The 18,159-nt window shown below is 65.7% G+C and carries 12 protein-coding genes and 1 pseudogene; 6 read left to right on the top strand and 7 right to left on the bottom strand.

Annotation, left to right across the window (positions count from 1 at the left end; genetic code table 11):
• Window positions 1-17: 17 nt before the first annotated feature.
• From ACLQ3B_RS09255 to ACLQ3B_RS09235, 5 genes and pseudogenes are all read left to right on the top strand, one after another.
• Window positions 18-518 carry a lamin tail domain-containing protein gene (locus ACLQ3B_RS09255; protein WP_425779154.1) on the top strand — a complete coding sequence of 167 codons (501 nt, stop codon included), beginning with the start codon at window positions 18-20 and terminating at the stop codon, window positions 516-518.
• Window positions 519-773: 255 nt separating this feature from the next.
• Window positions 774-1,454 carry a hypothetical protein gene (locus ACLQ3B_RS09250; protein WP_425779152.1) on the top strand — a complete coding sequence of 227 codons (681 nt, stop codon included), beginning with the start codon at window positions 774-776 and terminating at the stop codon, window positions 1,452-1,454.
• Window positions 1,455-1,559: 105 nt separating this feature from the next.
• A pseudogene (locus tag ACLQ3B_RS09245) lies at window positions 1,560-1,757 on the top strand (site-specific integrase); the annotation flags it as partial.
• Window positions 1,758-2,290: 533 nt separating this feature from the next.
• Entirely contained in the window at window positions 2,291-2,683 is a 393-nt protein-coding gene (locus ACLQ3B_RS09240; protein WP_425779150.1) for a hypothetical protein, read from the top strand.
• Window positions 2,684-2,706: 23 nt separating this feature from the next.
• On the top strand, window positions 2,707-3,450 hold the full coding sequence (locus ACLQ3B_RS09235; protein WP_425779148.1) for a DUF2637 domain-containing protein: 744 nt from the start codon (window positions 2,707-2,709) through the stop codon (window positions 3,448-3,450).
• Here ACLQ3B_RS09235 and ACLQ3B_RS09230 read toward each other — a convergent pair.
• The gene (locus tag ACLQ3B_RS09230; RefSeq protein ID WP_425735685.1) at window positions 3,434-3,730 is read right to left on the bottom strand and encodes a hypothetical protein; all 297 of its coding nucleotides are present in this window, start codon (window positions 3,728-3,730) and stop codon (window positions 3,434-3,436) included. The two genes, ACLQ3B_RS09235 and ACLQ3B_RS09230, sit on opposite strands and share 17 nt — an antisense overlap.
• Before the next feature lie 76 nt (window positions 3,731-3,806).
• Between ACLQ3B_RS09230 and pglX the strand changes: the two genes are divergently transcribed.
• Window positions 3,807-7,259, top strand: a complete 3,453-nt coding sequence (pglX, locus tag ACLQ3B_RS09225; RefSeq protein ID WP_425779146.1) for a BREX-2 system adenine-specific DNA-methyltransferase PglX — start codon at window positions 3,807-3,809, stop codon at window positions 7,257-7,259.
• Between the two features lie 241 nt (window positions 7,260-7,500).
• Here the strand turns inward: pglX and ACLQ3B_RS09220 are convergent, their stop codons facing one another.
• The 6 genes from ACLQ3B_RS09220 to ACLQ3B_RS09195 all read right to left on the bottom strand — a co-directional run bounded on the left by ACLQ3B_RS09220 (window position 7,501) and on the right by ACLQ3B_RS09195 (window position 18,048).
• Entirely contained in the window at window positions 7,501-9,327 is a 1,827-nt protein-coding gene (locus tag ACLQ3B_RS09220) for a hypothetical protein (protein WP_425779144.1), read from the bottom strand.
• Between the two features lie 223 nt (window positions 9,328-9,550).
• Entirely contained in the window at window positions 9,551-10,387 is an 837-nt protein-coding gene (locus tag ACLQ3B_RS09215) for a hypothetical protein (RefSeq protein ID WP_425735688.1), read from the bottom strand.
• Window positions 10,384-14,442: an AAA domain-containing protein gene (locus ACLQ3B_RS09210; RefSeq protein ID WP_425779142.1), complete on the bottom strand. Its 4,059-nt coding sequence runs from the start codon at window positions 14,440-14,442 to the stop codon at window positions 10,384-10,386. Before ACLQ3B_RS09210 ends, ACLQ3B_RS09215 begins: the two co-directional genes overlap by 4 nt.
• Before the next feature lie 338 nt (window positions 14,443-14,780).
• Complete coding sequence (locus ACLQ3B_RS09205; RefSeq protein WP_425779140.1) at window positions 14,781-15,275, bottom strand: hypothetical protein; 495 nt, start codon at window positions 15,273-15,275, stop codon at window positions 14,781-14,783.
• Entirely contained in the window at window positions 15,269-15,643 is a 375-nt protein-coding gene (locus ACLQ3B_RS09200; RefSeq protein WP_406080415.1) for a hypothetical protein, read from the bottom strand. The genes ACLQ3B_RS09205 and ACLQ3B_RS09200 overlap by 7 nt, the downstream gene beginning before the upstream one ends.
• Window positions 15,640-18,048: an AAA family ATPase gene (locus ACLQ3B_RS09195; protein WP_425779138.1), complete on the bottom strand. Its 2,409-nt coding sequence runs from the start codon at window positions 18,046-18,048 to the stop codon at window positions 15,640-15,642. The genes ACLQ3B_RS09200 and ACLQ3B_RS09195 overlap by 4 nt, the downstream gene beginning before the upstream one ends.
• Window positions 18,049-18,159 lie beyond the last annotated feature (111 nt).

Raw genomic sequence — 18,159 nt, 5'->3', positions numbered from 1 at the left:
GCGACGACACTCGACTGGTGACGGGTGTGCGCCGGCCTCCACTTTCAACACCGGGAGACCACTTGAAGAAGAGGCTTGTCGGCTTCGCTTCCACCCTTGCCATTGCCCTTGGTGGGTCGTTGGCAATCGCCGCCCCGGCCCAGGCTGCCACCCCGGCCATCATGATTACCAAGGCCTACTACAATTCGCCGGGCAGCGACACCGGCTCGAACACCAGCCTGAACGCCGAATACGTGCGGCTGACCAACAAGCGCAGCTCGACGATCAACCTCAAGTCCTGGACCCTGCGTGACAAGTCCAACCACGTCTACAAATTCAGCAGCAATTTCAACCTGAAAGCCGGCGCCAGCGTGGTCATCCACACCGGCAAGGGCACCAACACCGGCAGCAACCGCTACTGGGGCCTTGCCTCGTATGTGTGGAACAACACCGGCGACACCGCGTACCTGCGTAATTCGTCCGGCACGGCGATCGACAGCTGCTCGTGGGGCAGCAGCGGTAGCTACACCGCCTGCTGACGGCACCCCGCAACAACTTCAGCGCCGGCCCACCTCGCAAGGCGGGCCGGCGCTGCCGCGTCCGCAGGCGCAAACCCACGTCCGAAAGAGCTAGCCACCTGCCTTGTGCGAGCACTACGCGGTGAGCAACACGGTGATCCGCGCCTCCGTTGTTGGCCGGCGCAGTTCATCGCCCGACGGGCCTGGTTGCTCGCTGTATGGCTGCTGAGCAGGGCAAGGGCAGCGCCTAGATCTACTCCGTGCCATGCTCTTGATGTGGTCGCCCAGTCCCGCCAGATTGCTCGCATCACCGTTGCCGTGCTTCTCGCGATGCTTTGTGGCGCCTGCGAAACAGGCCAGCGAGACGCCGTAGCCGAATCTCCGCGAGAGGCGACAGCCAAGCCCGCGCAAGACGCGACAGCTAAACCGGCACAAGACGTGACGACTACACCTGAGCAAAATCTCAATGACGCACGCATTATCGTCCCGGACCACTACGTCGGTGCGGGAGTGCGGTCCCGCAATGTCGACGCGGACGCTGTTCGCATCGAGAGCACGTCAGGTCAGGCGGGGTTCTGTCTCGACCGGCCCGGCCGAGTGACCATCAACGAGATCCAGCCCGAGATGTCCACGGGCAGCATGCGGGTTGAGGCGTTCGCGCTCGAACCGTGGGACGAACCCAACGACGGCAGCAAGATCCGGTTGTCCCGAAAACCAGCCGTCTTCGACAGGGCAGCGAATTGCAACCCTCATGATCCATCCGGCAGGAACCGAGGCGCGGCCATGGCCGGGTTACGACTGAAAGTGCGCAAGATCGGCCACGAGACAGCTGTCGCAGACCAACTGGTCATGCACTACACGTCCGGAGGCCACCCCTACGAGTTCTCGTTCCGCTACAGCATTGCGCTGTGCTCGCCGGTCGACGTCACAACCAGGGAGTGCAGGCCCCCTGAATAACCGGCGTACCGCTGTCCCTTCACCAGCGTCAACGGCGGGCGGCACCTGCTCACCCGGCGACTCGGGCCGCCACCGTTGACGACGTTTGACGGTGTCATGCGCAGGCCGATCGAGCCGCGCAACCGCAACCGCTTCTCGGACCGGCGTTGCGACGCGGTCGAGGTTCGGTGGATCACCGTCCGGGACGCCCGTCGGACCTGCGCGGCGCTCCTGGCGGACCTGGATGTGCATCCCCGGGTGGCAATGCAGATCCCTCGGCACGCCCAGTTCGCCATCACCATGGAGATCTACACGGTGGTGTCCCCGTGGATCACGATGGTCGTACCCTGCCGACGCCTTTGTCCGAAGCTCACGAGGCCGGCTTCGACTACAGGGACGGGGCCGGCGTTGACTTCGAGCCGTACTCCCACTTCCTCAACTCGGGCGAGATTGCCGAGTGGTGAAGGGCGTGGACGGAAAATGCGCAGCTTGACGGCCCCGACTTCCGGGCCTTCGGGCAGGACAGCACGGGTGGCCTCGCCGCCTGGGCACCATCGCATCGCAGGTCGGCGGATGAGGTCATTACCGCAGCGCGGGAAGAGTTCCCCGGCTTCGAAGAGCTGATCGGCTCACTCTGCCGGTAGTTGGCGTGCGAGATGGGCAGCGGCTCGGCAAGAGTCGGACCGGCGAGAGTCGACTGCTGTACCGGCCGAATGACACCAACAGCGGCCCCGCAAAGGGCCGCTGAGCTGCGGAGGAGTGGGCCGGAGGTACCACCATGCGAACCACATCGCCACGATCGCCGGTGACCCACTACCGCTGAATTTGCCCAGCTCACGGGCATCGGGCGGTGCCCGATGAACCCGACCCACCCGTCCAAACCGCCGGTGCGGTTCGCCAATGCGGAAAAGATCGACCCGTTCCAACTCCTTCTCGATCTTCATGACCATGCCGTCGCTCGGACGCCGGAATCCGGACTCGCTGACGTCCTGGCGGAGTTGCCGTTGTCCGCTGCGATGGTGTCCTGGTGCACTCGCTGGCAAACCTCGACGATCCACACGGCGCTGCAAGCCGGCGCAGACCTGACGGACATCGCCGAGGCGACCGGTCTCGACGCGAGCGACGTCGTCCGGCGGTGGCGGCGATGGGCAGATGTCCAGACGCGGCTGGACATCGGCGGACGTCCGTCCGTGGATCCCGTTAAGGTCCGGGCCATCGAGCGACGGCCCGGGCTGGGGGTCGTTCGATGACGCCGACCCGGCTCGCTCGAGACGTGAGCACGGTGGCGGTGGCGGGGATTGCTGCCTGGTCATCGTGGAGTCACATGGTCGCCGTGGCGTTGAGGTTCGGGGAGCGTCCCGAGGTCGCCTATGTTCTGCCGCTGTCGGTCGACGGGATGCTGGTTGTCGCGTCGGCGGCCATGGTCGAGGACAAGGGCGCCGGTCGGCGGGTGCGCTGGTCGGCTCGGACGGCGTTCGCGGTCGGGGTGGCGGCCAGCGTGGCGGCGAACATTGCCGCCGCCGAGCCAAGCCTCGGAGCGCGGATCGTGGCGGCGTGGCCAGCGGTAGCGTTGTTGCTGGTCGTGGAGATGCTGACCAGATCCACCCCAGTCCTAGAGTTGGGATCTCAGCGGGATGATCTGGCCGCCGAGGACGGCCCCGCCCGTCGGCAACCAGCGCTTACTAATGTCGAGCAAACAACAGCGCAAGCGCCGGAGATTGGCAAGCCGACAGAGGGAGTCCAGCCGGTTCCGGTCGTCGAAGGTTCGGCGGCAGGTGGTAAACCAGCAGCGCCGCTGCGGCGTTCCGCCCGGACCATGCGCGATCGGCGTAGGGAATCCGGTGAGCGAACAGCAGACATTGTCGCCCGGCTACGCGCCGAACGCCCTGACGCAAGCCTGATCGAGGTTGCCTCCGCTGCGGGCGTATCACTACGTCACGTACGGCGCCTCACCGCCAACGAACTCGTAAGCACCCGAACCAACGGCGCATCCCACCCAATCAAGGCGCAGCAGTAGAAGGGGCGGGCTGCTCAGTCGGCTGGGTATCGCGACGGTCGATGGGCCCGTGGTGATAGACGGTACTCATCAGCTCGGGGATGCGGTCGGTGTCACTGCGGTCGATCGCCTTCTCGGCAACATCCAACTCGCGCAGACGCTCGCGGTACCTCAGATACCGATGGACGATGGGGAGGACCAGGAGGAGGACGATGACCACCTGCCAGGGCGCGCCGGCCAGCGCGACGGCGCCCATGCCAGACGGTACGGCGAAGAGTTGCCAGGAGTCGATCTGGGTCATAGCGGGCCCTCCGTCGTCATGGAGGTAGAGTAACAGCGCGCCGCTAACACCGTCAGACCTAATTTTCGGAGCCGGGATGATCGACACACCCCTCCTGCTGTCAACATTCAACCGACTTGTCCGACCCTTGACCGAATCCGTCTCGAGCCATCTCAACGGCGCGGAGCCGCTCCACGCGGAGCTGCGCGCGAGCTACGACCAGGCAGTCTCGGCGGGACTTACGGCGGCACCTTGGGAGGAGTGGCGCGACGAGCAGGTGGAACAAATCGCTATCGGATGGCTGCTCGGCACGATCTTTGCCCGCTACGCGGAGGACAACGGACTAATCGCGAGGACAGCTCCAACTGCCGACGCCAGACAGTGGTGGCTGTCGCGCCTCTCTTCGCTGGCGGACGCGCTGGCGACGGCACCGGCCCAACTCTGGCCCGCGCATTCCCACATGATGTCCGAGGATGGAGCCCAGCTGCTGATCGACTTCTGGCAGCAGCACGAGGAAGGCGGGGGCCAACCGGCCATCGATCTTCGTGTCCCGGATCTGGATACAAGGTTCCTTGGCGAGGTCTACCAGGATCTCTCAGAAAGCGCTCGACGTCAGTACGCGCTTCTCCAGACACCGGTCTTCGTAGAGGAGTTCGTCCTAGACCAGACGCTCGAGCCCGCTGTCGAGCGCTTCGGCCTGGAAGATCTCAAGGTCATCGATCCCGTCTGCGGCTCAGGGAATTTTCTGTTGGGTGCCTTCGCGCGCCTCCTGCGGCATTGGGCTGTCGCCGCACCGAACATGGCAGAGGTTGAACGAGTCCGTCGTGCACTCGGAGCGGTGCACGGCGTAGACCTGAACCCGTTCGCGGCGCAGATCACCCGGTTCAGACTCCTTGTTGCCGCCAGGCAGGCTTACGGCAGCTCAACAAGCTTGAAGAGTCCGACCGCCGACTGGACAATAAATGTCGCCGCCGGCGACTCGCTCCTAGCGGAGGGTGACGGCTTCGATGCGCATCCCAGCCTGCTGTCTCCCGGCCAGTATCACGTGGTGGTCGGAAATCCGCCGTACCACACGGTCAGGGACCAGGCCCTCAACGCACGGTATCGCGAGCGTTACGACACCTGCGTCGGAAAGTACGCCCTGACGGTGCCATTTATTCAGCGCTTCTTCGAACTGGCCCGCAACGGAGGCAAGGAGGAAGCAGGGTATGTAGGCTCGTTGGTGGCCAACTCATTCACAAAGCGTGAGTTCGGCCGCAGGCTGGTGGAAAAGTATTTCGCAGAACAAGTTACTCTAAACATGGTGGTGGACAGCTCAGGCGCCTTCATACCTGGACACGGCACGCCCACACTGATCTTGTTCGGCCGTCGCGTTCCCAACCTGGAATCAGACTCCGTGCTCATCGTCGCAGGCCTCCGCGGCGAGCCAAGCAGACCAGCCGATCCGGGAAGTGGATTAGTCTGGCAGTCAATTTTACGCCACGCGCATCAAGGCGGCGGGGCTGACCGGTGGACCGAATCGCGTATCGTTGGCCACGCCGCACTGCAGTCATTTCCTTGGCAGCTGAGCGGAAGCCAACCATCTGCCGTGATGCAGCGCCTACCCAGCAGCCGAACCTTGAGCGAGACCGTCACACGAATCTCGTACTTGGCCAACACTGGCGCCGACGAAATCTTTACCGCACCCCGCCGCGACTGGACGAGGCAGCACACCGAGCAGGCATATGTAGTTGATGTCGTGTCTGGATCCGATGTGCGTGATTGGACAGCAATTCCCGGCCGCTCGGCATTTTTCCCGCGCACGGGTGAGATGCAAACAGTCGACCTCGGCAAGTTACCGGGCCATCACCAAAGGCTCTGGCCGTACCGTACCCTGTTAGGAAATCGTCCGGACTACTCGGGACGATCGTATTTCGAAAGCAACCGGGCTTGGTATGACTGGCATTCCATCGCCGGGAGCCCTGCAGGCCATCCTTTAAGGATTGCCTTTGCGTGGGTCTCAACTCACCCCCACTTTGCCGCTTTAGATGACATCATCGCACTGCCCTCCGCGCCGGTCATTGAACTCGGCCCACAAAGCTCGTCAACCCAACGGGCTGATTTGATAGCGCTGCTGAACAGCTCGACGGCTTGCTTCTGGCTCAAGCAGGTCAGCAATAGTAAGGGTGTGTCGAGCAGCCATAAGAGCACCGGCGGCGGTGGCGAGCCATGGGAGGCCGTCTACGAATTCACCCCCGGCAGGTTGAAGGAGCTGCCTCTGCCGCTGGACTTATCCACAAGCTTTGGTGAGGAATTGGCCTGGCTGGCCATGCAGTTAGAAGAGGGTACGCCAGCCAAGACTATTACTGCCGGCACCCCTTCGTCGCATCGTCTAGCCGAGGCGCGCGGGCGCTGGAATAGACTTCGAGCTCGCATGGTCACCCTTGCCGAAGAGCAGGACTGGGAAATTTACGCTCGCTACGGATTGCTGCCCGAGCAGGCTTTGGCTCCCGGACTCGCAGAAATCCCCCTTCTAATGCCGGGCGAACGGGCATTCGAGATCGCGCTTGCTCGTGCAGTTGGAGAGGGAAGGGAAACGACGCAGTGGTTCACGCGGCACGGCTTTGCGCCTGTTGTCGATATTCCAGACCATTGGCCCAGCCAGTATCGTGAACTCGTAGAAGCTCGGATTCAGGCGATCGCAACACACGGTCACCTCAACGTGCTCGAACGCCCCGAAAACAAACGGAGGTGGGCGACGCCCAGCTGGGAAGCGATGCAACAACAAGCCCTACGCGACTGGCTACTCGACCAATGCGAATGCCCCGCACTTTGGTACGACAGAGAAGATGGCCGTCAAGCTTCTCAGGTCCAGACCGTCTCGTCGCTTTGGGAAAAGCTTCAACTCAACGATCCAGTAGTTGAAGCTGCATCACTGTACGCGCCAGGCAAAAATTTCGTGGAGGTTCTGCGCGAGCTACTTGCAGACGAGGCCGTACCTTGCCTTGCCGCATTGCGCTACAAGGACAGCGGAATATCCAAGCGCGCCGACTGGGTTAGGGCATGGCAACAACAGCAGATCGAGGATCAGGCCCGAGCGTCCGGAGACGATCACGCTGCGCGTGATATTCGCAGAAGGACAGCGGTGCCACCGAAATTCACGGCGGGGGACTTCCGGAAACCCAGCTATTGGCGACTACGCGGGAAGATCGACATGCCGTCTGAGCGTTTCTTCTCGTATCCAGCAGTTACTGACAGGGAAGGGGGTCCAGTTCTGGGCTGGTCGGGATGGAACTATGAGGAACGAGCCCACGCTCTGACGACTGTGATTGAAGAGGCGCTCGCAGGCGGGAAGAAGGATTTTGATGCACTGATCGCACTAACAGCCGCCGCACAAGAACTACTAGAAGTCCACAATCTTACCGATATCAAGGCGGCTCCTATCGAAGGTTTCAACCGCATGCCCTTGGACGACTGGATCAATCGAAGCGGCGCCACACATGAGAGTATTAGAAGGTGGCGCCCAAAGCCGGCGAAGCGAGGGCGACCGCCGAAGAGTTCTGCCGGATAATCTTCGGTCAGGCCACACGGCGAACGCGCCGTCGTCCTCGACGCCCCCACCGGCAAGGGCCGGGTAACCGCTCCCGGCCTCACACCGTGGCTCGTCAACGAACACGCCGCGTCTCCAGCCCACCCGATGCCAGCGGCGGGGTGCGGATCTACCGCGCCACCAGCCGACCGTGCGCACGAAGCCAGCCGTGGATGCTCACAGCCGAGCGTGTCGCGTCGCAGTAGCAATCCTTCAGGCCCCGTCAGTTCGTCTGTCCGGTCGGTAAGTGCCGGCCGATGTAGCCGACATAGATCCGGCCGCTCTGCGCTGTGTTGTCGTAATAGTGCATCCGAGGGCTGATCATGGCGAACTGAGCGATCTTGAAGTGCGCTCCCATGAAGGTCTGTCCAGCCGGAACGACGGAGGTTGGCACAGGCAGAACACGCCTCCTCCGGAACGTCGGGTTCGTCCGCACCTCCTCGCTCTCATCGCGGGCGTGCCGTCGCGTTGGCCATTCGTGGCAGCCATCAGGGGTGTGTTCAAGAAAGCCGTGTACGTCCCGATCCCAGCGCCCGTCCGCCTTCGCCGCTGCATAGTCCTGGAGCACCAACAACGCGTCCCAGGTCTTCGACGCCCAGGCGCCCAGGGGGTCGTTGCTGTCGAGTTCCTCAGCGTGGTCAGGATCGCCCGTGAACACGACGTGCTGGAGCCTTGGCAGCCAACGGAGCAACTCGCCGAAGCTGTCCGGCCGGGAGACGTCCGCTTCCGATGGCTGTGCCGTCCAGGCCACCTCTGCTTGCCCCATAGAGGCGAGCCGGTGGCGTAGCGTCCGTTCAGTCTCCGCAGACCGGGTCAGGCGGTCGACCGCGTCCCGGTTCTCGATCTGCTCATCATCCAGCTGCCATTTGACGTCGTGATACGCCTTCTGCGTCTCATCGAGTTCGGCTTGGAGTTGCGCGAGTCGGGATGCGATGTCGTTCTGCGCCTCCTGCGATGACCGACCGACCTCGATCAGACGCACGATCTCGTCGATCCGGTCGACAGTCAGGTCATCGATCCCTACCTTGATCGTCAGGTAGTCCAGCAACATGCCCTGCTGCGCGCTGACGTCGTCTTGCCGGCGATCACTCTCTCGCGTCTCGACGGCCGCCGCCCGGGGCTGCGACGGAACGAGCGATGGCCGCTTCGAACCGACGTCGCCAAGCCGGTGCACCAACATGTCGTCGGCGATGCGTTCCAGCATCCGGTGTACCCGCGCCACAGATGCGGGTAGCGGCTGTTCGAGAGCCTGAAGTTGGGCGTTGGAGGCGAGGACCCGCGCGAGGCGGGGCTGTTCGCTGTCGTCGGTGATCCGTTCGGCGCTCAGGACCCGGTGCCGCAGCCCATCGACGACGGAGTCCGGTTGAACCTGAGAGCGAAAGGTCCGAAGCCGGCCGGGCACTACGGCGTGGGCCTGGCCGAGCCGGTCGTTGAGCAACTGTGTGGCCTCCCCGTCCAGCACGTAGCACGAGGCCATACCGATGGTGAACCGGGTCAGGTTGGCGATCCGGTTCGTCCATGGGACTGACGGCAGCGAGTCGTCGTTGCCGGCGACGAAGACGACACCTCGTCGCTCGGTGTCCATGAGCGCTCGGTGGACCTCGTCGACTTCGTCGCCACGGATGACGATTGGTCTGGTCGTGAGGCGTGCGGCACCGTCCCAGGCATCGACGATTTCGAGCATGGGTGCGAGAAAGCGGGGTGTGCCTGCGAGGCGGGGGCGGCCGCGTGGGTCCTCACTGTCGGGGTCGGGTGATTCGATGTCGATCCAGGCCCACGCCGCCCGCTCTCTCGCGTTGGGCGAGTGTACGGTCAGTTGGATGATCCACTGCCCGTCCGGCTTCGTTTCGACGATCCGTACGCGCGTTGACGTCGATCCATCCTGCCCCTCGTGCTGCAGTAGGAGGGCCCTGACGTTGTCGCCGATGGTCGCCCACCGATTCTCCTGAAGCGCAGACGGATCCCAGCACTTGGGGCCCGCGATCCAACGGTCGAGTTGTTCCCGTACCAGTGGCTGCAGATGGTTCCGTTCGCGGTGGGTCGTGAACACAGACCTGAAACCGAGCATTGCGCCGTCCCGAGGGGTTACAGGCGAGAGGGCTGCGCCGAACGCGTCGCCGCACTCGCTCGATGCGGCCCCGCTGACCTCCGTCTGCTACTCCAGCACCTGGTCTTGGTTCGGAAGCTGGAGTAGCAGCGGCGGTGTCGAGGTCGGCATCTGGACAAGGAGAGGTCAAGCCGCTTGCTTGCTGGTCACCGAGATGAGCTGTTGATCATGGTGCGGATTCCAGATCGTTGAGAAGCGCGTGTACAGGTGCCCAGCACATCCGCACCGTGTCCAGGTCGGGCACGAGCCCGTAGTCGATCTGGTGGCGGGGGTGGACGAAGTTGCGGTAGTCCCGGACCTTCTCCATGAAGTCCTTGGCGTCGGTCTGAACCCACTTCTGTTGGTGCGCGTACTCGAGGAGCAGGTGAAGGCCCGCTCGTTCGGCCGGAACCCGTCGGCCGTTCCGGCCGACCAGGCCGTTCCTTCGCACGGTTTCGTTGCGGTCAGTCACCACGACGTGCAGCAGTCCTTCGACGAAGCTGCCGATGCCGATGATCGCCAGCGCGTAGGCCCCGTTGTTCTGGCAGATGGATGCTTCGTCGGCGCGCGCCATGAGGATGTCGACTGCCTTGCCGTTCCCGGTTAGTCGTCGTACCCGCTCGTGGAGGTCCGGCGGCGGCCCGTAGAGAGGAACGTCGCTGGTCTGGCTGAGCTGGCCGAGTACGGGGCGCCCGCCGATGTAGGTGATGGTGAGCTGTTCGGGGGCCAGGATGCGGTTCAGCTCCTGCGCGATCGGCTCGGCGGCCTCGACGCCGCCGTCGTACTCCAGCGGATCGCCGATGCGACAGAGCAGCCGGTCGAGGGCGGCGGCGTCATCGGCATGGGAATTGAGTACTTCTGTCAGCCAGGGGATCCGCGGAGAGCCGTCGTACTGCGGATCGCCAGGCCACCGGACTCGGTGAAGGAACCGCTCGATCTGCGTACCGGTCCGCTCGTAGGGACCATCGACGTCGCAGATCAGGCGAGCGACGCGTTCCAGAGTGAGCGGGTCGAGGGCAATCATCGGGATACCTCCCGGTCGGCGCGCTGCTGCGCGATGTCGAGTGCTTCGGTCAGGCGCTGGAGGATGATTGAGCCCCGCTTGCGGAAGCCAAGTTCGCTCATGGCCTCCTGGAGGCGCTCATCCCGATCACGCTGAAGCTGGTCGCTCACCAGCCAGGTGCAGATCCGTACCAGCTGTTCCCGCGTGTAGTCGGTGATCCGCAGACCGATCGGCACGTCGGGGCGTGGGCCACGGCGGGTCGCCGGCGGCGACGGTGGCTGAGCGGGCCGGCGTGCCGGCGGTACGGGGTGGCTCCTCGCGGCGTGGTTGGCGCGGTCGACCGCCTGCTTCCAGCGGGCGATGAGTCGGGCTGTCTGGCCTGCCGGATCCACGTACCAGTCGGTCGACCAGATGCGATGGAACTCCCACCCGAGGCGCTCGAGGTGTTGCTGGCGCAGCCGGTCCCGGTCCCGGGCGCTGTGTGCCTGGTGGTACGAGTGACCGTCGGTCTCCACAGCGAGGACCATGCGGCCGGGCTGGTCTGGGTGGGCGAGGGCCAGGTCGATGCGGTAGCCGGAGACACCCCACTGCGGCACGGCGTTGATGCCCTGCTGCTGGAGAGCCTTGAGGACGCTGCGTTCGAGGCCGTTGAGCTCGACCCCGGTGTGCTGTCGCGCGCCGAGGTCGCCGCCTAGGTCAACGAACTCCAGGTAACGGCGGAGCAGTTCGGGTCCGCGGTTCCGTGTTGCCGCGGTCTGGTTCGGGTCCATGTCGTGGTGGGAGAAGGCGCTCACCACGGTCATCCGACTACGCGCTCGGGTGACCGCGACGTTGAGGCGCCGTTCACCGCCCTCCTGGTTGAGCGGTCCGAAGCGCAGCGGAAGTCGGCCATCTCTGGTCTTGGCGTAGCCGATACTCAGGATGATGGCGTCCCGCTCGTCGCCCTGGACGTTTTCCAGGCTCTTGATGAAGAACCGCTGGCTCGCGGCCTGGTCCTGCGAGAAGAAGTCGTCGAGGTGCTCATGCTCGCGGCGTCGGCTGCGCAGGGTCGCTTCAATCCGCAGGGCGTGCTTCTGCCCCATGGTGATGACGCCGAGGCTCTCGTCTGGTCGCTGCTCGGCGTGCTCGAGAATCAGCTCGACCGCTCTGTTGACCTCCTCGGTTGATGAACCGCCCTGCCCGGGGGCGACACGGCCGTCCACTGTCTCCAAGCGCAGCGGGCTGTCGACCTGCACGCCGGGGAACGTGACGAGGGACCGGTTGTAGATCTCGACGTTCGAGAATGCGATCAGGCGCTCGTCTCGGCTGCGGTAGTGCCAGGTCAAGCGGTACCGGTCCGAGATGAGGCCACCGAGGACGTCAAGAACGGACTCGTAGTCCTCGAGGCTCTCGTCGCCGAGATCATCGTCTTCGCCAGCCGGGCTCTGCTGAACGAGGCGCCGGAAGAACGGCGTGGGTGGGAGTTGCTTCGGGTCGCCGGCCACGACGAGCTGGGTGCCACGCATGATCGAGGCGACCGCGTCGTGCGGCTCGATCTGGCTCGCCTCGTCGAAGATCACCATGTCGAACGACCGCTCGGGCGGCAGGATGCGACTGACCACCAGTGGTGACATGGCCCAGCACGGGAAGGCGGCGAGGAGCACCTCCGGTGCGCTGCTGAGCAGCTTCCGAAGAGATAGGTGCCGGCTCTTCTTGGCCGCCTCCCGCCGGACGAGGCCGTTCTGGTCGGGATAGGCGTCTCGAGCCTTCCGGAGGTTCACTGCCACGTTGCGGCGCACGTGCCGGGCGGCCATCTCGATGTGCCGGCTGTCCGCAGCGCGGAAGTCCTGGACCACCGTGGCATGCTGCTGCCCGACGAACTGACCGAGGTACGGGACCCGCATGCGCATCTCGTCGAGGACCACCTGCAACCAGGAGCGCAACAGGGTGTCGGCTGCCTCGTCGCTCGAGACCTGCCGGGTGGCCAGGTCGTCGAGCATGTGGCTCAGCCCTAGCGAGCGGAACAGCTGCTGCTGCTTGTTCAGGTCGGGCATCAGGAACAACGTCTCGCGGTCGGCGTTCAACTCGGCGAGCGTGTTGGCCGCGGTCGTGGTGGTTCCACGCTCAAGGCCATCGATCCGGGCACATGCCGCCACCGCAGCGAGGTGGTTACGCACCTGCGTGAAGGACGACATGCACAGGTCGGCGCCCGCCAGAGCAGTGGGTGCGCTGTCTTGACGGCTGAGCTTCCGCCACCGCTCACGCTGGTCCACTGCGGCGACCAGGCCCCGGTACATCTCGGATCGATTCCGGGGAGCGGCCGGACAAGTCCGCCGCAGCTCGCGGCGCAGTTGGAACCGGCGGAAGATCCCGAGCGGCTCCGAACGGCGCGGCCGGGATCGCCCAGGTGCTGTCGCATAGACGAAGTCGTCCAGATCCGGGCCGAAGACCTGCTCGCCGTAGCTGGCGATGGTGCGGTCGACCTCGCTGAGCAGGTCAAACAGATCCTTCCACGCAGCGAGGTCGTCCGGCACGTCCAGCCCCGCTCGGTCGACCAAGTCCCGGATCTGGCGCTGTGCGCCCTGCAGGGCACCGGCCGCGAGTTCTTCGAGATGCACCAGCACCTTGCCGACATCGTCTGGGGTGCGGATGACGGCCTTCGCCCACGGCGACTCCCCGCGCCAGATCCTCAGGCCGCCACGATCCACGAACGTCCGAAGGTCCTCCCGCGCGGACTCAAGCCTCGACCGGTCGAGGTTCCGCAGCTCGGATGCGCGCAGGTTGTAGCCGCTGACGTCGCACGTCGGAAGCGCGAGGAGCTGCTCGATGATCTGAAAGGCGCTCACACCCCAGGGCTGCCGTACCTCGTGCAGCTCGGCCGGATGCCGTTTTGCTGCGGCCCGGCGGCTCTGTAGGCGGCGGTGCAGTTCGTCGGTGTCGACGGGTGGTTCGGCGCCGGCTTGAGTGAGGACATTGGCGATGCGTTGGGCGACCTGCCGCTTGCTGATCTTGCGGTCGTGCAGGTCGAACACCAGGTTGTCGAGCCCGACGTCGCCAAGGCGGTTCATCACCGCTTCGATGGCAGCCCGCTTCTCGGAGACGAACAGCACGCTGCGACCCATCGCGGCCATGTACGCGATGATGTTCGCGATCGTCTGACTCTTGCCCGTGCCGGGTGGGCCCTCGATGACCACATGCCGGCCGGACAGCACCGCGTCGATCGCCGACTGCTGAGACGAGTCCGCGTCGTGGACCAGGAACTCGTTGGCCGGATCGATCCGATCGGCACTGGAGCTGGACCCCTGAGCTTGCTCAGTGCGCAGCTCTTGCCGAGCGTCGCGGTCGCCCGCCATCGCGCCGATCACCGGATGTGATGCGAGCAGCTCGGCCGAGTTACGAAGGTCCTCGACCATGGGGAGCTTGTCGAAGCTAAAGACGCCGGCAACCACCGCGGGCTCGAGCCGGAGAGACAGGCCGCTGGGAGCAACTGCCTCGGCGATCAGCTCGTAGGCGGCACTGAGCTGCTGGTCCGGGTCAGCGATCTCGGACAGCATCGCGCTCAGCTTCTCGCCGAGTGCGCTGATATCCGCCTCCACGCCGTACTGCCGCTCCAGCGCGTACAGAAGGACGGGATTGATCTCGGGTGACTCCGACAGCTCCAGCGTGAAGTCGTTCTCCGTCGCCGTCCTGCTGTCCAGCGCAAGCTGCTGCAGAATCAGCGGCGCCCGCAGCGGTTGCATCGGCACGGACCCCCGGGTGTACTGGCCGACCATGCAGAGCAGGCCGCGGCTCACCCAACCTGCCTGGATGCCCTGCTCCTCCTCCAGCTCGACCAGCTTCCGGCGGAGGCTGCGGGCAGTGTTGCAGGCGGTGTTGTGCCGGTCCTGGTCCGGGAACAGCGTCCGTAGGCGAACCTTCTGTCCTCGGAGCAGGTCGGCGACCGCGCCGGGAGCCGCGTCAGCGAGATCGAGGGTGGTGGTCTGTCGCTCCTTGAAGTAGAGCAGCGTGTTGCGCGGGCCGAAGTCGATCAGTTGGTCTGCCCACCGGCCAGCGGCCTGTTGAACGAGGTGGAGTACATCCGGTTGGGTCAACAGCATCTCGTCTCCAAGTCAGTCGACGTACGCCAATGCTGATCCGCCGGGCCGTCGGCCCGAGGCAAAGCCCTCCAGGATAGGGCGCATAACACGTTCATCTATGCATCCGATTTCCGACACCCGACGTCATCGGAACGACCTCTCTCAGCAACCTTCACCTCCGCGCCCGGAGCACCGCTGTGCCTTGTCGGCTCATCGAGCAGGCCGAAATGTTGCAGCGCCGCGCGGCTTGACGCAGCTGAAGCCCAACTCGAACAGGTGTTGCGTGGCGCGGAAGAGGCCGTAACGCGCGATTCTCGCCGGGGACTTGATCTTCGACGCATCGATGGGGGAAGTCAGGGTCAGCGGGAGACGGCGGCCGGCGGCGTCGGCGGCTCGTGAAAAAAGTTGGTGGCATCGACGGTGGCACTGACCAGGGCGCACGTCGTCGCGGTGAGGGCGAGCCAGAATGTCACGGTGCTCTTCCAGTCCTCGGCGATCTTCACGGTCACCACTTCGGTGACCTCGGTAGCCTCGGTAGACCGGCTTTGACGATTGCTCGGGTCTGGCTGACGACGCCAACCGAAGCGGGCAAAGAATTTGGCCCAGGTGTGGTTCGACCGGCCGCAGCCGAAGATCACCCCGTTGACCTTTCGTCCGCACCGGCCGCCGTTCTGGGTGGTCACGCCGCACGTCGTCGGCGCCTTCACGGCAAGCAGCCAGGCCGGGATGGCGATCGCGATCGACGCCGACCAGGCAAGGCTGATGAGATCGAGCGTGACGAGGTAGTAGACGACACCGACGATGGCCAGCGTCTCAACGCCGAGGATCAGCATGGCCTGATCTCGCTTCAGCATGTCGGGGCCTCCGAGTGGTCAAGGAGCGCGACGAGGTCGAGGAGTTCGGCGCGGAGCCGGGTCAGCTCGGCTGCGGTGACGCCGAGTTCGTAGTGGTGGTGGTGACCGGCGCGGGACAGCGCCCACCACAGGTAGCTGGCCCGGCGCCCGAGGTCGGGGCCGGCGTAGTGGGCGAGCAGCAGCAGTTTCGGTCGCTGCACCCGGGTCTGTCCGATCTCGGGGCAGACTCGGGCCCAGTACCGGTCCATCGCTGCTTCCAGTTCGTGGCGAAGCAGCCAGGCGCACGCCCGGGGCCAGGCTCCGCGGGTGCCTCGGATGACGCTGCTGAGCATCCGGTCGGCGGTGGCGAGGTACAGGGACGTCGTCATCGCAACCGCCCCACGAGCGCAGCGGTCTTGGTGACCATCGCTCGGGCGGGCATGCTCCGGTGGCCGTGGACCGCGTCCGCCACCGCTTTGACCGTCCGGGTGGCCTGGGTGCCGTAGTCACGGTCGAGACGAGCGAAGAGCTCCGGGCGGGGTACGAGGCGGCCGAAGAGCCCGAGGCTGAGCCGGTCCTTGACCGTGTGCGCTCGGCTGAGTCCTTCCAGGATCTCCTGGTAGGGCGTGCCACGCCGGTGCTCGGCGGCCCGGTAGCGATCCATGCTCACCGACTCGATCGCGGACCGGCAGAACCCGGCGACCATCAGGTACTTCGCCTCGTCGGGGATGTCTGCGGCGACCAGGGCGCGGGCATCGTCGAGGTAGCGGTCCGCTGGGTCGCAGACCTTCCGGACCTCGACGATCGAGCCCTCGCGGCGAGTGACCTCCCGGACGTCGGCCTCAATGTCGAGGCGGCGGATCGCTTCCGGCAGCCGGTCGTCGTGCGTGAACACGATGACCTGCCGGGTCAGGGCGACCTCTCGCAACACCTCGGCCAAGCCGTCGATCTTGGTGGGGTCCATGCTCTGCACCGGGTCGTCGATGATCACGAACCGGTACGGGCTGGTCTCGGCGCAGGCGCGGGGCAGGAAGACCGCGAGGCCGAGGGCGTGCAGCTCACCCTGGCTCATCACCGCGAGCGCGTTGGTCTCGACGCCGTCGGCGGCCACGGGGAACAGGACCCGGCGGGTGTTGTTCACTCCTTCCATCTGCAGCCGGTGCAGCTCGACGTTGCTTTCCTGCCGCAGCTTCTGCCACACCCGGTCCGACTGGGCGACGAAGTTGCTCAGCCGGTCGGCCCGGATCGCCTTCTCGGCGGTGTCGAGAGCCGCACGAGCCTTGGTGAGCAGAGCCAGGGCCGGCGCCTCGGCGCGGACCACGGCCGCAGCGTCGACCCACCGGCGGATCGCGGCGCCGGGCTCGCGCCAGGCGTCGTGACGCTGGGCGAGCCAGCCGGCCGCCGCCTTCACGAGGGTGGTGTACGCCGCGACGACACTGTCCCAAGCGGCCCGATCGGGGCCGAGCCCGACGAGAGCGTCGCGCATCGCCGCGCTCTCCCCAGGGATGTGGGGAGCCAGCGCGGCGGCGGCCGGCTCCAGCAGCCGGTGGATGTCACCGAGCAGCTCGTCGACCGCACGGCGGGCGTGCGCGTGAGACTGCTGGGCCGCGCGTGCCACCGCGGCGAATGCGGCCGTCGTGGCGAGTTCCTCCTCGGCCTGCGTACGCCAGTCCTGGTCCAGGGTCCCGACGCGACACACCGGGCAAGGGCCGTTCCCGCGGTCGTGGTGCACGTCGAGCGCGGCCCGCAGCAGCCGAGCGCTCCGATCCGCGGCGCCGCTGTCGGTTGCGGTCGCCTCACGCATCGCCGCCGCAGACTCGGCGAGGGCAACCAGCGCTGCACCCAGGTCGGGCAAGTCCTGCTCGGCGAGCCGCCGGGCGGCTGCCGCTGCAGGCTCCTCCGACCTGGCGGTGTCGCCGCAGGCGAGTTCGGCCAGCCGGGCAAGGTTCGCGCGGAGCGGACGGGCCCCGAGCGCGCTCAAGGCGTCGCGAGCGCGGTCATCGTCGATCTGGCCGAGCTGTTCGCGTAGATCGGTGAAGGCCACCTTGAGCGCCTTGGCCCGGTCGTCGTAGACCTTGCGCCGCCGCTGCAGCCGGGCATCGGTGTCGCGTAGCGGGCCCAGACCGAGGATCGGCGCGATCGCGTCGTACAGTTCGGCCGGCTTGGCGGTGATGACCCGTTCGAGGTCGCGGGCAGACAGGAACGGCCGGTACCTAGCGGCCTGACCGATCCACAGCGGTACCTGACCGGGCGGCATCGCGGCGCCGCCCGTGGTCGTGGTGACCGTCGCGGAGGTCAGATCGGTGGCCCCGGCCGGCCAGGTGCGGTGGGTCGCCACCTGCTGGCCCGAGTCGAGCCGAAGGCTGAGGCGGATCTCCGATGCGCCGTCGTGATGCAGGTTCCGCCAGCCCTCGCGGAAGGCCGGCGGGCGCTGCGCCCAGCGCAGGGAGTCCTCGGTCAGCGCGTACTCGACGGCCTCGGCGATGCTGGACTTCCCGGAGCCGTTGCGGCCCACGAACACGGTCAGCCCGGTCTTGGGCAGCCGCCCGACCGTGACCTGCTGACCGATCCCGCGGAAGCCGGCAACCCGGACCTCTTCCAGGAATGCCTGCGGCGTTGCACCGCCCGCCTCACTCGGCTCGGGCGACGGCGGAAGGGCCTCACCTCGCAGTACGTCATCGAGAACCTGCTCGCCGTGGAAGGCGGCAAGAACCAGGTCGCTGACCGGGCCGGGCACCTGGGACCGCTGAAGGCGGTCGGTGAGCTCCTGGTAGAGCGTGAGCGTGTCGTTCATCAGACCCCCTGATGTCGTTGGCGCATCGAGGGAACCGCAGATTGACCCCTTACACTGCCCTACACAGTGTTATCCGGGGATAACAGATCTACGGTCGTCTTCGAAACTCCA

Source organism: Micromonospora sp. DT53 (assembly GCF_049841535.1).
In the GTDB taxonomy this organism is placed as follows: domain Bacteria; phylum Actinomycetota; class Actinomycetes; order Mycobacteriales; family Micromonosporaceae; genus Micromonospora.
The sequence above is the reverse complement of the archived record's forward strand: the minus strand, read 5'-3'. Positions and strand labels throughout refer to the sequence as shown.

Excerpts from the sequence above, each read along its gene's own strand:
- ACLQ3B_RS09215 (WP_425735688.1), bottom strand. The coding sequence starts at position 10,387 with ATGATTGCCCTCGACCCGCTCACTCTGGAACGCGTCGCTCGCCTGATC.
- ACLQ3B_RS09230 (WP_425735685.1), bottom strand. The coding sequence starts at position 3,730 with ATGACCCAGATCGACTCCTGGCAACTCTTCGCCGTACCGTCTGGCATG.
- pglX (WP_425779146.1), top strand. The coding sequence starts at position 3,807 with ATGATCGACACACCCCTCCTGCTGTCAACATTCAACCGACTTGTCCGA.
- ACLQ3B_RS09200 (WP_406080415.1), bottom strand. The coding sequence starts at position 15,643 with ATGACGACGTCCCTGTACCTCGCCACCGCCGACCGGATGCTCAGCAGC.
- ACLQ3B_RS09240 (WP_425779150.1), top strand. The coding sequence starts at position 2,291 with ATGAACCCGACCCACCCGTCCAAACCGCCGGTGCGGTTCGCCAATGCG.
- ACLQ3B_RS09210 (WP_425779142.1), bottom strand. The coding sequence starts at position 14,442 with ATGCTGTTGACCCAACCGGATGTACTCCACCTCGTTCAACAGGCCGCT.
- ACLQ3B_RS09195 (WP_425779138.1), bottom strand. The coding sequence starts at position 18,048 with ATGAACGACACGCTCACGCTCTACCAGGAGCTCACCGACCGCCTTCAG.
- ACLQ3B_RS09205 (WP_425779140.1), bottom strand. The coding sequence starts at position 15,275 with ATGCTGAAGCGAGATCAGGCCATGCTGATCCTCGGCGTTGAGACGCTG.